Genomic DNA, 14,108 nt, shown 5'->3' with positions numbered 1-14,108 from the left:
GACATCCCGCCCAAGGTGAGGGAGTGTCACAGGACATCCCGCCAAATGTGAGAGAGCGTCACAGCCGCCGTCAGCCGCCCCTGGATCAGGGAGCTGCCCGCCAGCCGGCGGCCGCTGACAGAAGCGCCCCGGCAGGTTGTGAGACTTCCCACCGCGGCCCCCGTTGACCTGGTGCCGTTAGCCGGTGGCGGGTTGCTCGCCTAGAATTGGGGGAGATGTACGGACTTCGAAGCGCTTGATTTCGGGTTGCGTAGGAAACGAAACACGGAACAGAGCGGCTGCGATTGCGCCAGTGGTCAGCTCACAACAGGAGGATTCCAGCATGGCTGAGCACAATGATGGCAACCGCGGTGGCAAGGCCCACGGCAACTCTGGCGGACGCAGTTCCGATGGAGCCCCTTTCCGCGGCACCAGCAACTCTGGCGGCGATCCCCGCGGATTCCGTTCCAGGGAAGACCGTGACCGTAAGCCGTATGGCGATCGTGCTCCGCGTGAGGGCGGGGATCAGCGCGGCTTCGGAAACAGCGAGCGTAGGCCGTACAGTGGCGGCGGTGAGCGTAAGCCTTATGGTGACCGTGCCCCGCGTGAAGGCGGGGGACAGCGCAGCTTTGGTGGCGACAGCCGCCCGTCCTATGGTGACCGTAAACCGTACAGCGGGGGGGTCAGCGCAGCTTTGGTGGCGACAGCCGTCCGTCCTATGGTGACCGCAAGCCGTACAGCGGCGGCGACCGTGACCGTGACCGTAAGCCCTATGGYGAYCGTGCTCCGCGTGAAGGTGGGGGTCAGCGCAGCTTTGGTGGCGACAGCCGTCCGTCCTATGGTGACCGCAAGCCGTACAGCGGCGGCGACCGTGACCGTAAGCCCTATGGCGAYCGTGCYCCGCGTGAAGGTGGGGGTCAACGCAGCTTCGGCGGCGGTGGCGACCGTGACCGCAAGCCGTACAGCGGCGGCGGCGAGAACCGCAAGCCCTTTGGCACCCGCGAGGATCGTCCCGCACGGGGCTTCGACCGTGGCGACTCAGGCCCGCGCCAGTACGGACGCGACCGCCCCGAGGACCGTCCGGTTCGCGTGCCCAATGCCCGCGACCTCCGCAGCGCCAACCGCCCCGACCGGGAGCGTTCACCCCAGATCGACGAGGACGTCACGGGCAAGGAGCTTGACCGTGCCACGCAGCACCAGATCAAGACCCTCGAAGTCACCAGCGCCGAATGGGTGGCCCGCCACCTCGTCATGGCCGGGCGGCTCCTGGACGAGGAACCTGAGCTTGCCTTCCAGCATGCCCTGGCAGCCAGCCGCCGTGGCGGACGCCTCGCGTCCGTCCGCGAAGCTGTCGGCCTGACCGCCTACGCAGCCGGCCACTATGGTGAAGCCCTTCGGGAATTCCGGACCTACCGCCGGATCAGTGGCTCCAACATGCACCTGCCGGTCATGGCCGACTGCGAACGCGGCCTTGGCCGCCCGGACCGTGCACTGGACATGGCCCGGTCCGACGAAGCCAAGGATCTCGACGCCCCCGGCAAGGTGGAACTGGCCATCGTTGCAGCCGGTGCCCGCACCGACCTCGGGCAGCTCGACGCCGCGGTTTCCGAACTGGAAATCCCGCAGCTGGACATCAACCGCGCCTTTTCCTACAGCCCCCGGCTGTTCCGTGCCTATGCTGACGCGCTGACGGCAGCTGGCCGCGCTGCCGAAGCCACCAAATGGCAACGCCAGGCCACTGTGGCGGAAAACGCGCTGGGCCTCGGGGCTGACGAGGAACCCGACATCATCGATCTGGGCTGGGACGAGGAAGAAGAAGCCCGCGAGGAGGAACGGCAGCGCCGCCTCCGGGCGCAGGAGCATGCCGCCACGCACGCCGGAACCGAAGAGCGCGCACCGCGTGCCGCAGGTGCCGCTGCCGCTGCCGCTGCCGCGGCAGAGGCCACCGGCGCCGCAGCCGGTGTGGCCGGCTTGAACGCGGGCGATGAGCTCGCCAGCGACGACGCCGAAGCCGACTACTTCGAGTCTGACGACCCCGAGTCCGACCTGGATTCAGTGGAATCCGACGTGCTCGACGAAGCTGATGACGAAGCTGATCACGAAGCTGATGACGAAGCTGATGACGAAGCTGATCACGAAGCCGAGGACGAAGCCGACGGCGAAGCGATCGCCGAGTCCGACCTGGAACTGAACGATGACGCGGACCAGGAACTCTCCGCTGACTCAGAGCAGGCCCAGCACGAAAGTGTGGAGGACTAATCGCATGACGGGTACCGCCCTGATCTCCACCTTTGATGCCCTGCTCTCTGACCTTGACGGCGTTGTCTATGCAGGGCCCAACGCCATTCCCGGGGCCGTCGAGTCGCTGCGCCGGCTGGCCGGGGTGGGCGTCGGACTGGGCTACGTCACCAACAACGCATCCCGTTCCCCTGCACAGGTGGCCCAACACCTGCGCGATCTCGGCGCCCCCGCCGAGGACCACCAGGTGGTGAGCTCCTCGCAGGCGGCGGCAGCGCTGCTGGCGTCGATGCTGCCGGCCGGGGCACACGTGCTGATCACGGGCAGTGCCGCACTTGCCCGGGAAATTGAACTGGTTGGCCTGGTTCCCGTCCGCGGCGCGGAGGATGACCCCGTCGCCGTCGTTCAGGGCTTTAGTCCGGAACTTGGCTGGAAGGACCTCGCCGAGGCGTCGTACGTCGTCGCCGGCGGCGCCCTGTGGGTGGCCACCAACACGGACTGGTCCATTCCCCAGGCGCGTGGAATTGCCCCCGGTAACGGGACGCTCGTGGCCGCCGTGGCCGCCGCGACCGGCAAGAGCCCGATCGTGGCCGGCAAACCCGAAGCCCCCCTGTTCCACACGGCCGCCAAGCGGCTGGCGGCGGACCGGCCGCTGGTCGTCGGTGACCGCCTGGACACCGACATCCTGGGCGGCAACAACGCCGGTTTCGCCACCGTCGCCGTGCTGACCGGAGTGGACACAAGGGAATCGATCCTCGCGGCACGGTCTGTGGAACGCCCCGATTTCCTCATCAATGACCTGACCGGCCTGTACGCGCCATACCCTGCCGTAGAGCACGACGCCGGGCGGTTCCGCAGCGGCACGGCCTCGGCGATCGTGCGGGGGCAGTCGGTCCACATCAGCGGCGACCCCGCCGACCTCGATTCGTGGCGTGCCGCCTGTTCGGCCTGGTGGGCCGCAAACCCCGAGACGACCAGCGCACTGCCTCCGGTCCTCGAGTGGTCCGATCACTAGGCTGGACACATGAGCGAGCTACACCAGGGACTGGACCAGGCCCCAGACGAACAGCCGGCTGAGGCGCCGACCCCTGCGGCCGACGTCGCCTGGCCCGAGCTGCCGACGCAGCAGCTCCCGGCGGAGCTGTCCGGGCATGCGGCAGCAGAGCACGCGGCAGCAGTCCTGGATCCGGCTGTCAACGCTGTCCTGGACCGCCTCGGGGCCGTGCGGCAAATGCCTGTGTCCGGGCACGGCGAAGTGTATGCAGGCATGCATGATGCCCTGCTGGAGGCCCTGAACGAAGACGTGACCGGACACGCCGGCGTGGCGCGCCGTATCCATGCCGCGGGGAACGGGGGATCGTGAGCCGGCTCGACCAGGCACTCGTCAGCCGGGGGCTCGCCAGGTCCCGTACCCATGCCGCCCGGCTCATTGCCGAGGGCAAGGTGAGCTCCGGGGGCGAGGTCCTCGCCAAGGCGTCGCTGCAGGTCCCGGAGGACGCCGCGCTGGACGTCACGGCCTCGGCCGAGGACGGCTACGTCAGCCGCGCCGGGCACAAGCTGGCCGGCGCGCTGGATGCCTTTCCCGCCGTCGACGTCGCAGGCAAACGGTGCCTCGACGCCGGCGCCTCCACCGGCGGGTTCACGGATGTGCTGCTTCGGCGCGGTGCTGCCCACGTGGTGGCCGTCGACGTGGGGCACGGCCAGCTGGTGCCGGAAATCCGGAATGACTCCAGGGTTTCCGTGCACGAAGGCCTCAACGTCCGCTACATGGCGGCCGCGGAAATCGGCGGACCGGCCGCCCTGACGGTGGCTGATCTGTCCTTCATCTCGCTGACGCTTGTGGTGGCGCCACTCGCGGCCTGCACGCTGCCCGGCGGCGACCTCGTCCTCATGGTCAAGCCACAGTTCGAGATCGGCAAGGACCGGCTGGGCCGGACCGGCGTGGTCACCTCGGAACGCGAACGCCGGCTCGCCGTGGGCAAGGTGGCTTCCGCCGCCGTGGATGCGGGCCTGGTCTTGTCAGGCCTCGCCCAGAGCCCGCTGCCGGGCCAGGACGGCAATGTCGAATACTTCCTGTGGATAAAACGCGCGATGTCGGAAGTCCCGCCTAAGATCGAGGAGCGGGACGCAGCTGTTGCTGCGTTGCTCGGAACAATCTGGCCGAACCACTAGTACCACCAGAAGGCGGAACCTGATGAGCAGGCGTGTCCTGATCCTGGCCCACACAGGGCGCGAGGAGTCCCTCAAGGCTGCCTGGGAAGCGTGTGCGCTGCTGCACGAATCCGGGCTGGTCCCCGTTCTGCAGGAGAACGAGCTCGGGGACATGGTCCGCTTCTTCGGCCGGCTCGACCACCCGGTCGAGGTCCTTCACGATCACGTGAAGCTGCCCGAGGTGGAACTTGTCATGGTGCTCGGCGGGGACGGCACCATCCTCCGGGCTGCCGAACTGGTCCGCGAAGTCGACGTGCCGCTGCTTGGAGTGAACCTTGGCCACGTGGGGTTCCTGGCCGAGAGCGAACGGGCCGACCTCGCCCAGACCGTCGAGTGGATCGCCAGCCGTGACTACACGGTGGAGGAGCGCATGACGATCGACGTCCAGGTCTGGGTCCGCGGCCAGAAGATCTGGCACACCTGGGCCCTGAATGAGGCCGCGATCGAAAAGGGCAACCGGGAACGGATGCTGGAGGTGGTCACCGAAGTCGACGAACGCCCCCTGACCTCATTCGGCTGCGACGGCGTGGTCCTGGCCACGCCCACAGGCTCCACGGCCTACGCGTTTTCCGCCGGCGGTCCCGTGGTGTGGCCCGAGGTCGAGGCCCTCCTGATCGTGCCGATCAGCGCCCATGCCCTCTTCGCGAAGCCGCTCGTGGTTTCGCCCCGGTCCCGCCTCGCCGTCGAGATCCTGAACCGCACCGACGCCCAGGGTGTCCTCTGGTGCGACGGCCGCCGCTCGGTGGATCTGCCGCCCGGCGCGCGCGTCGAAGTGACCCGCTCCGCAACGCCCGTGCGTCTGGCGCGGACACACCAGACCCCCTTCTCCGGCAGGCTCGTGCGCAAATTCCAGCTCCCCATCCAGGGCTGGCGCGRCCCCGTGCCCCAAACCCGGGCCATCCACACCGGCCCCCTCCCGATCATCCGCACGCCCCGTCCCATGCCGCCGCTTCCCTCGCCGCGCCACGAGGGAACTGCCGACGCGCCCGATCCCTCGCCAGATCCCACAACCGAGAAGTGAACCATGCTTGAAGAACTGCGTATCCGCGACCTCGGCGTCATCACCGACGCCACCCTGCCGCTGGGCCCGGGCCTCAGCGTGGTGACCGGTGAAACCGGCGCCGGCAAGACCATGGTGGTGACCGCCGTCGGGCTGCTCCTCGGTGCCAGGTCCGACGCCGGCGCCGTCCGCAGCGGCGCGAAGAGCGCCTCGGCGGAGGCCGTGCTGAAGCTCGACGCCGGCCACGCTGCCGTCGCGCGGTCCAGGGAAGCCGGGGCCGAGGTGGAGGAGTTCGACGGCGGTGTGGAACTCCTGCTGGCCCGCAGCGTCGGGGCCGACGGCCGCAGCCGGGCCTATCTGGGCGGACGCGCCGCGCCGGTGGGGGTGCTGGCCGAAATCGGCGAAACCCTCGTGGTGGTGCACGGACAGTCGGACCAGATCCGGCTCAAGAGCCCGGTGGCGCAACGCGGAGCCCTGGACAAATTCGCCGGCGAGAGCCTTGCCGGCGCGCTTGCCGCCTATCAGGACCTCTACGCGCACTGGCATGCCAGCCAGGGCGAGCTGGACTCCTTGCGCAGTGCCGCGCGTGAACGCCTCCGCGAGGCCGAGTCGCTGCACGTAGCCCTGGCCGAGATCGACGCCGTGGACCCGCAGCCGGGGGAGGACGAGGCCCTCAAGGCCGAGGCCGTGAAACTGGCCAACGTCGAGGAACTGCGGATCGCGGCCAGCACCGCCCACCAGGCGCTCATCGCCGAGGACTTCGGTGAAGAAGCCGACGCGACCACCCTCGTAGACGCTGCCAAACGCACCCTGGAGCACGTTGCCGAACACGACGGGGAGCTGGGCTCCGCCGCGGCACGCCTGGCCGAGGTCGGTTTCCTGCTCAACGACATCGCCGCTGAACTCGCCAGCTACCAGGCCGCCCTTGACACGGAGGGCCCGGAACGGCTCGCCGAAATCGAGGACCGACGGGCCGCGCTGGCCAAGCTGGTCCGCAAGTACGCGCCGAGCATTGACGAGGTGCTGGTCTGGGCGGAGGAGGCCCGGGCCCGGCATGAGGAACTCCAGGACGACTCCACCCGGATCGAAGCGCTGGACGCCGAGGTCGCCCGGGCCGAAACCGAGCTCCGGAAGAAGGCCGCCGGGATCAGCAAGGCCCGCAGCAAGGCCGCCAAGGACCTCTCCGCGCGGGTCAGCGCGGAGCTCACGGCGCTGGCCATGGCCGATGCCACCCTGGTCATCAATGTGGAGTCCGCGGGCCAGCTGGGACCGTTCGGGGCCGACGAAATCTCCTTCCTGCTTCAGCCGCACTCCGGCGCGCCGGCCCGGCCGCTGGGCAAAGGCGCCTCGGGCGGTGAACTCTCCCGCGTCATGCTCGCCATTGAGGTGGTGCTTGCCGCCGTCGATCCCGTCCCGACGTTTGTCTTCGACGAGGTCGACGCCGGCGTCGGTGGCCGTGCCGCCGTCGAGATCGGGCGCCGGCTGGCGATGCTGGCCCAGCACGTCCAGGTCCTCGTGGTGACCCACCTGCCGCAGGTGGCTGCGTTCGCGAACCAGCACATCAGGGTCACCAAGACCTCCGTGCGGGGCGCTGACGGGGCTACCGCCACCGGCTTCACCTCCAGCGACGTGCAGCTGCTGGACGAGGCCGAGCGGGTCCGCGAACTGGCCCGCATGCTGGCCGGCCAGGAGGACTCCGAATCAGCCCAGGCCCACGCCCAGGAGCTGCTGGACGACGCCAAACTCCTCCCGCAAAGCTAGGCGGGCCCGAAAGGACCTCCGCAGGGACTCCCGCAGGGACCGCTGCTAGGACAACAATCACATCGGGATCCCGCCAAGGAACCCGTGGAAGGCCGAATTGATGATAAGCTCAAACCCCGTGGTGCAGCGATCAAACTCTCGTGTAAATTCCCGGTTTCCGGGCTCGTCCAAGACGACCAAACACATCTTCGTCACCGGTGGTGTAGCGTCCTCGCTCGGTAAGGGACTGACGGCTTCGAGCCTCGGCCACCTCCTGCGGGCACGCGGTCTGTCTGTAACAATGCAAAAGCTCGATCCCTATCTGAACGTGGATCCGGGCACGATGAACCCCTTCCAGCACGGCGAAGTCTTCGTCACTGACGACGGCGCCGAGACGGACCTGGACATCGGCCACTATGAGCGCTTCCTCGATGAAAACCTCGAAGGATCGGCCAACGTCACAACCGGCCAGGTCTACTCGACAGTCATCGCGAAGGAACGCCGCGGCGAATACCTCGGCGACACCGTCCAGGTCATCCCGCACATCACCGATGAGATCAAGCGGCGCATGCGGCTTCCGGCCGAGGGCAAGAACGCCCCCGACGTCATCATCACCGAAATCGGCGGCACGGTGGGCGACATCGAGTCCCAGCCGTTCCTCGAATCCGCCCGCCAGGTCCGTCAGGACATCGGCCGCGGAAATGTGTTCTTCCTCCACGTGTCCCTCGTGCCGTACATCGGCCCGTCGCAGGAGCTGAAGACCAAGCCGACGCAGCACTCCGTTGCCGCGCTGCGCTCCATCGGCATCCAGCCCGAGGCAATCGTGATCCGGTCCGACCGCGAAGTCCCGCAGCCGATGCGCGACAAGATCGGCCGCATGTGCGACGTCGACATCGACGCCGTGATCGGCTGCCCGGACGCACCGAGCATCTACGACATCCCGAAGACCCTGCACTCCCAGGGCCTGGATTCGTACATCGTCCGCGCCCTGGACCTGCCGTTCAAGGATGTGGACTGGACCAGCTGGGACAAGCTGCTCGACGCCGTCCACAACCCGAAGCACGAAGTTGAGATCGCGCTCGTGGGCAAGTACATCGACCTGCCGGACGCCTACCTGTCCGTCACTGAGGCCCTGCGCGCCGGCGGCTTCGCCAACGACACCAAGGTCAAGATCCGCTGGGTCCCCTCGGACGAATGCGAAACCCGCGAGGGTGCCGTGCAGTCCCTGGCCGGCGTCGACGCCATCTGCGTTCCGGGCGGCTTCGGCATCCGCGGCCTGGAAGGCAAACTCGGCGCCCTGAAGTACGCCCGCGAAACCAAGCTCCCGGTCCTGGGCCTGTGCCTGGGCCTGCAGTGCATGGTGATCGAGTACGCCCGCAACGTAGTCGGCCTCGAAGGAGCGTCCTCGTCCGAGTTCGAGCCGGACTCCAAGTACCCCGTCATCGCCACGATGGAAGAGCAGCTGGACATCGTTGACGGCAAGGGCGACCTTGGCGGCACCATGCGCCTGGGCCTGTACGAAGCCAAGCTCGACGAAGGCTCCGTCGTCGCCGAGACCTACGGCGCCACCAAGGTCAGCGAACGGCACCGCCACCGCTACGAGGTCAACAACAAGTACCGCGATCAGATCGCCGCCAAGGGCCTGTCGTTCTCCGGAACGTCGCCCGACGGCAAGCTGGTGGAGTTCGTGGAACTTCCCCGCGACGTCCACCCGTACTACGTGGCCACGCAGGCGCACCCAGAGCTCAGCTCGCGGCCCACGCGCCCGCACCCGCTGTTCGCGGGCCTGATTGAGGCTGCCCTTGGCCACCAGCGGGCCGGCGATGCCGCGCCCGCTGCCAGCAGCAGCCCGAGTGCAAAGGCCGATGCCCCGGCACCTGCGCCCAAGCCCTCGTCGGCAGCAGTGTCCAAGTAATTTCCAACTGAATCAAAGGACGGCGCGATGCCCGGTATGTCTGAGACCCCCAATGCTGCACGGCAGGTTTCGGATGAGCCGAGCCCGCGCCGTCTTTTGTCGTCCCGGAAGGTGTACGAGGGCAGGATCTGGGACGTCGTCAGCGACAGTTTCCAGCTCAACGACGACGGCGACACCCTGGTCCGGGACTATATCGACCATCCCGGCGCGGTGGCGGTTCTCCCGATGAACGACGACGGCGACGTGCTGCTGCTCCGGCAGTACCGGCACCCCGTCGGCATGGATCTCTGGGAGATCCCCGCCGGGCTGCTTGACGTCGAAGGGGAGGACTTCGTCGTCGGGGCCGCCCGCGAACTGGCCGAGGAAGCAGACCTCGTCGCGGACCGCTGGAACGTGCTGGCGGACTTCTTCAACTCCCCGGGCTCCTCCAGCGAGGCCATCCGCATCTACCTGGCCCGCGGCCTGAGTGAGGTGCCGGGACATGAGCGGCACGTCCGCACCGACGAGGAMGCCGAAATCGAACTGCGCTGGACCCCGCTGGACGAGGCCGTGCGGGCGGTCCTTGACGGCCGCCTCCACAACCCGTCCGCCGTCGTCGGCGTCCTGGCTGCTGCCGCCGCCCGCGCGGGCAACTTCGAAAGCCTCCGCCCGGCCGACGCGCCCTGGCCCGCCCATCCCAGCCAGCGCTAGTGGAACCGCTGATTGCCGAACCGCCGGCCCCGGCGCAGGCAGCCGCTCCCGAGCGCCCGCCCGCCCGGGCGGTGACGGCGATCGACCGCGCAATCACTGACTACCTGCAGCACATGGGCGTGGAGCGGGGCCTCGCGGCCAACACGCTCTCCGCCTACCRGCGGGACCTGGCCCGCTACGCCAGGCATCTGGCCCACGCGGGCCGGGAACGCCCCGCGGAGATCACCCGGCACGACGTCACAGCCTTCGTTCAGGCGCTCTCCGACGGGTCCGACGGCGGCTCGGCCCTGGGCATCCGCTCGGCGGCCCGGACGGTGGTGGCTGTGCGCGGACTCCACAAGTTCTGGGCCCTCGAAGGCATCACGTCCACCGACCCGGCCAGCGACGTCCACCCGCCCATGCCCGGCAAGCGGCTGCCCAAGGCCATCAGCATCGACGAGGTCACCCGGATCCTCGAGGCGGCCGGCACGGACACGGCGACCGGCCTGCGCGACCGCTCGCTGCTCGAATTCCTCTATTCCACCGGTGCCCGCATCAGCGAAGCCGTGGGCCTGGACGTTGACGACATTTCCCTGCATACCTCGGGCGGGTCCGACGCCGGCGAAGGGCCCGCGATCGTCAGGCTCTTCGGCAAGGGCTCCAAGGAACGCCTCGTCCCGCTCGGATCCTATGGGGCACGAGCCCTTGACGCCTACCTCGTCCGCGGCCGGCCCCTGCTGGCCGCCAAGGGCAAGGGCACCCCTGCCCTGTTCCTCAACGCCCGCGGCGGCAGGATCAGCCGGCAAAGCGCCTGGACCATTTTGAAGGCGGCGGCGGACAAGGCCCACATCACCAAGGACGTTTCGCCGCACACGCTGCGGCACTCCTTCGCCACCCACCTGCTGGAGGGCGGCGCCGACGTCCGGGTGGTGCAGGAACTGCTGGGGCACGCCTCGGTGACCACCACGCAGGTCTACACCCAGGTGACGGCCGATACGCTGCGGGAGATCTATGCCGCCGCGCACCCGCGCGCCCTGGGCTAAGGTATAGTCCGCCGGTCCCGCACCGCGCCGGTTACGGCGAACTTTTTTGCGGGCCTGTGTAAGGAAATGCCGTTCACTGGACACTTACACATCAAGAAGAAGTCATCGATGTCCGGGGGAACCACCATGTTGGCTGCCAAAGAGCAAGCGTTCATTGATCTGCACACCCAGCACTCCGCGCGGGTCTACCGCTACATTGCGTGCCGTATCAGTGACGGGCACCGCGCCGAGGAACTGGCCGCGGACGTCTTCAGAATTGCCTGGGAGAAGGAGCTGGCGGAACCGCCCGGCATTGGCTGGTTGTTGGCAACGGCCCGGAATGTGGTCGGCAATGAGTACAAGGGCCGCCGGCGCCGCCAGGAACTTGTCGAAAGGCTGAAAGACGATGTCCGCAGCCAAGCCCCCGGGTCAAACGATGAAGAACGAGCCGCCGTGGCAGAGGTGCTGGTGCAGCTCAGGGAGCGGGACCGCGAAGTCCTTATGCTCTCCTACTGGGACGAGCTGACCATCGCTGAAATGGCGCAGACGCTGGGATGTTCTTCATCCGCCGCTGCGGTTCGCCTGCACCGGGCACGCCGGGCGTTCGCGAAAGCTGCCCCCTCACATCTCATGACCGAACGGAAGGACTAGCCATGGACCGCATCGAACAGCTCATGAGGGATGCAAAACCTCGGGTGGGAGCGCCGGGGGCAGAGTCCGGAAGCGACTCTGCCCGCTCAATCGTATTTTCCACGGATCCGAATGTCGTCCTTTTGGCAGGGCGCACTCCGGCACGACGCAATGCCGTGCGGGCTGCGGCCGCGACTGTACTGGCCGCTGCAGCCATCGTTGGCGCGGTGGTTGTCGGCGGCAATCTGATGCCCCAACCAGCACCGGGGCCTGCCCAGACGGGCATCCCGGCCCCGACTGTCTCCGCGAGCCCATTGCCGTCGTCCCCAACCCCGTCCGCTGCCTCACCAGCCGCCCCGTCGTCTCCCACGAAAGCGAGTCCTGCCGCTTTGAGCACCGGCGGGGTCGCATGCACCCTGGCCAACATTGACCAGCAGCGCAATGACCAGCAGCGCGCGATCATCCCGATTGCCCCCGCCGAACAGGGCTACTACACGGTGCTGGGCTGCGCCGGCGGATGGCTCGCCTACTCCATTTCCGGTGACGGTATCCGGGCACTCCAGCTCGATGGCGGCAACGCCTGGTTCAAGATCGCCAAACTGCAGAACGGCCGATTCCTCTGCGATGTCCGGCAGGAGTGGTCCAGCGTCTACAACTGGGAGTTCCAAGCCACAAACAACCAGGGCCTCACGCCGCAGCAGGCCATGGACAAGGAATTCGCGCAGAAAGGGATACCGGTCGAACTGAGGCAGCAGCTTGTCGGCGACGGCCCGGCCGCCGGATAGCGCCGGCAGCCTGCGGCAGCTATAGGGTTGAGCACATGAAGCTCACGCCCGTCACTCTCTGCTTCCCGCTCCGTGATGCGGAGAGCGGCACCGAGGTGCTGCTGGGCATGAAGAGGACCGGCTTTGGCATCGGCAAGATCGTGGGAATCGGCGGCCACGTGGAGCCGGGGGAGAGCGACGCCGAGGCCGTGGTCCGCGAGGTCTGGGAAGAAGCCGGGATCATAGTGCTCCAAGAGGACCTGGCCCACGCCGGCGTTGTCGAGTTCATCTTTCCGGCCCGGCCTGACTGGAACATGTCGTGCCGGCTCTTCACCACCCGGCGGTGGCACGGCGAACCCGCCGAGAGCCCCGAAATAACGCCCGAATGGTTCGACTCCGCGGCGTTGCCGCTGGAGCGGATGTGGCAGGATGCGGGGCACTGGCTGCCTCCGGCGCTGGCAGGCGAAACGATCGACGTCGTCGTGGTCCTGAACGAGGACAACGAGACCGTTGCGTCGGTCCGGATCCCGCGGCGCTGAAGTCCGCGGGCAAACAGCACGGGCCGGCCACCTACGAATAGGTGGCCGGCCCGTGCCGGCTGTCCAGTCCCGTGCGTCCCGCAGGAAGCCCTGCTACGCCAGGTGCCGTTCCTCGACGCCGTTGTACTCGCTCAAGGGGCGGATCAGGGAGTTCGAATCCAGCTGCTCCATGATGTGCGCCGTCCAGCCTGTGATGCGGCTGGCGACGAACAGCGGGGTGAACGTGGCCGTGTCGAAGCCCATGAGGTGGTACGTGGGGCCGGTCGGATAGTCGAGGTTCGGCTTGATCCCCTTCGCCTCGTCCATCGCCGTCTCGAGCCCGTTGTAGAGGCCCAGGAGCTCCGGCCGGCCATAGTGCGCGATCATCTTGTCCAGCGCCGACTTCATGGTGGGCACCCGGGAGTCGCCGTGCTTGTAGACGCGGTGGCCGAAGCCCATGACCTTCTTTTTGTGGGCCAGGGCGTCCTCCATCCAGGCCTTGGCCCGGACGTGGGCGTCCTCCAGGGACTCCTCCGGCCGGATGCCGATCTCGTCAAAGGTGTGCATGACGGCCTCGTTGGCACCGCCGTGCAGCGAGCCCTTGAGGGCCCCGATGGCGCCGGTCACGGCAGAGTGCAGGTCCGAGAGCGTGGAGGTGATGACCCGGGCCGTGAAGGTCGAGGCGTTGAAGGAGTGCTCGGCGTACAAAATCATGGAGACATTGAACGCGTCGACTACTTCGGGGACGGCTTCCTCACCAAACGTCATCCAGAGGAAGTTGGCGTCGTAGCCCAGATCCTCGCGGGGCTCCACCACGTCCTGGCCGTGCCGGCGCCGCTGGTCGTAGGCCACCACTGCCGGCATCGCGGCGAACAGATCGATGGCCTTGGCCAGGTTGGCTTCGCGCGAGGCGTCCTCGGCAAGGGGGTGCCGGGCCCCCAACACCGACGTGGCAGTCCGGCAGACATCCATGGGGTGCGCGGTGGTGGGCAGCGCGTCAATCACCTGTTTGACGACCGGATCCAGGGCACGCCCGGCGCGTTCCCGGGCGGTGAACTCCGCCAGCTGCTCCGCGTCGGGCAGCTCGCCGTTCCAGAGCAGGTACGCGACTTCCTCGAAGCTGCACTTGGCAGCCAGTTCCTGGACGGGGTAGCCGCGGTACAGCAGCGAGTTCGTGTCCGGGTTGACCTTGGAGACCGCGGTGTAGTCCACCACGACGCCGGCGAGGCCCTTCTTAATGTCCTGTTCAGCCATGCTGAAACTCCTTTGTTCCTAACGCCTGTGTACCGGCACGTGCCGGAGGTTCTATGCGGGGCTTACTTACCTGGGATCTGGAAATTAAAGACTCCGGTATCGAAACGGTTGTAAGCCTCGTAATCAACGAGATCGTACAAACGCGCACGGGTCAGCATGCTTCCAACC

13 protein-coding genes and 1 pseudogene are annotated in these 14,108 nt (G+C 67.7%); 12 read left to right on the top strand and 2 right to left on the bottom strand.

The features are described from left to right. The first annotated feature begins 1,068 nt into the window (after positions 1 to 1,068). The 12 genes from AC1D1S_RS13865 to AC1D1S_RS13810 all read left to right on the top strand — a co-directional run bounded on the left by AC1D1S_RS13865 (position 1,069) and on the right by AC1D1S_RS13810 (position 12,707). The gene (locus AC1D1S_RS13865) at positions 1,069 to 2,238 is read left to right on the top strand and encodes a hypothetical protein (RefSeq protein WP_476994719.1); all 1,170 of its coding nucleotides are present in this window, start codon (positions 1,069 to 1,071) and stop codon (positions 2,236 to 2,238) included. A 4-nt stretch (positions 2,239 to 2,242) separates the two neighbouring features. After that, on the top strand, positions 2,243 to 3,232 hold the full coding sequence (locus AC1D1S_RS13860) for an HAD-IIA family hydrolase (RefSeq protein ID WP_028277419.1): 990 nt from the start codon (positions 2,243 to 2,245) through the stop codon (positions 3,230 to 3,232). Between the two features lie 9 nt (positions 3,233 to 3,241). After that, entirely contained in the window at positions 3,242 to 3,580 is a 339-nt protein-coding gene (locus AC1D1S_RS13855) for a hypothetical protein (RefSeq protein WP_476945379.1), read from the top strand. Then, entirely contained in the window at positions 3,577 to 4,389 is an 813-nt protein-coding gene (locus tag AC1D1S_RS13850) for a TlyA family RNA methyltransferase (protein ID WP_243179571.1), read from the top strand. Before AC1D1S_RS13855 ends, AC1D1S_RS13850 begins: the two co-directional genes overlap by 4 nt. Before the next feature lie 22 nt (positions 4,390 to 4,411). Then, entirely contained in the window at positions 4,412 to 5,449 is a 1,038-nt protein-coding gene (locus AC1D1S_RS13845; RefSeq protein ID WP_476994718.1) for an NAD kinase, read from the top strand. Positions 5,450 to 5,452: 3 nt separating this feature from the next. Continuing rightward, on the top strand, positions 5,453 to 7,189 hold the full coding sequence (gene recN, locus AC1D1S_RS13840; protein ID WP_243179570.1) for a DNA repair protein RecN: 1,737 nt from the start codon (positions 5,453 to 5,455) through the stop codon (positions 7,187 to 7,189). A 100-nt stretch (positions 7,190 to 7,289) separates the two neighbouring features. Beyond that, entirely contained in the window at positions 7,290 to 9,083 is a 1,794-nt protein-coding gene (locus AC1D1S_RS13835; protein ID WP_043436300.1) for a CTP synthase, read from the top strand. Between the two features lie 27 nt (positions 9,084 to 9,110). Beyond that, positions 9,111 to 9,773, top strand: coding sequence for an NUDIX domain-containing protein (locus AC1D1S_RS13830; protein ID WP_476994717.1), 663 nt, complete (start codon positions 9,111 to 9,113; stop codon positions 9,771 to 9,773). An 11-nt stretch (positions 9,774 to 9,784) separates the two neighbouring features. After that, on the top strand, positions 9,785 to 10,795 hold the full coding sequence (gene xerD, locus AC1D1S_RS13825) for a site-specific tyrosine recombinase XerD (RefSeq protein ID WP_476994720.1): 1,011 nt from the start codon (positions 9,785 to 9,787) through the stop codon (positions 10,793 to 10,795). Positions 10,796 to 10,921: 126 nt separating this feature from the next. After that, entirely contained in the window at positions 10,922 to 11,425 is a 504-nt protein-coding gene (locus AC1D1S_RS13820) for an RNA polymerase sigma factor (protein WP_243179569.1), read from the top strand. 368 nt (positions 11,426 to 11,793) lie between these two features. Next, positions 11,794 to 12,189, top strand: coding sequence for a hypothetical protein (locus AC1D1S_RS13815; protein ID WP_028277412.1), 396 nt, complete (start codon positions 11,794 to 11,796; stop codon positions 12,187 to 12,189). 35 nt (positions 12,190 to 12,224) lie between these two features. Continuing rightward, a complete protein-coding gene (locus AC1D1S_RS13810) occupies positions 12,225 to 12,707 on the top strand; it encodes an 8-oxo-dGTP diphosphatase (RefSeq protein WP_028277411.1) in 483 nt (160 codons plus the stop codon). 93 nt (positions 12,708 to 12,800) lie between these two features. Here AC1D1S_RS13810 and AC1D1S_RS13805 read toward each other — a convergent pair whose 3' ends face one another. Together AC1D1S_RS13805 and AC1D1S_RS13800 are read right to left on the bottom strand one after the other, a co-directional pair. Then, a complete protein-coding gene (locus AC1D1S_RS13805; RefSeq protein ID WP_028277410.1) occupies positions 12,801 to 13,940 on the bottom strand; it encodes a bifunctional 2-methylcitrate synthase/citrate synthase in 1,140 nt (379 codons plus the stop codon). Between the two features lie 62 nt (positions 13,941 to 14,002). After that, positions 14,003 to 14,108 (bottom strand): annotated as a pseudogene (locus AC1D1S_RS13800) (methylisocitrate lyase); the annotation flags it as partial.

Source organism: Arthrobacter sp. P1_A5, from assembly GCF_056406825.1.
This window is presented reverse-complemented; position numbering and strand designations above follow the sequence as displayed.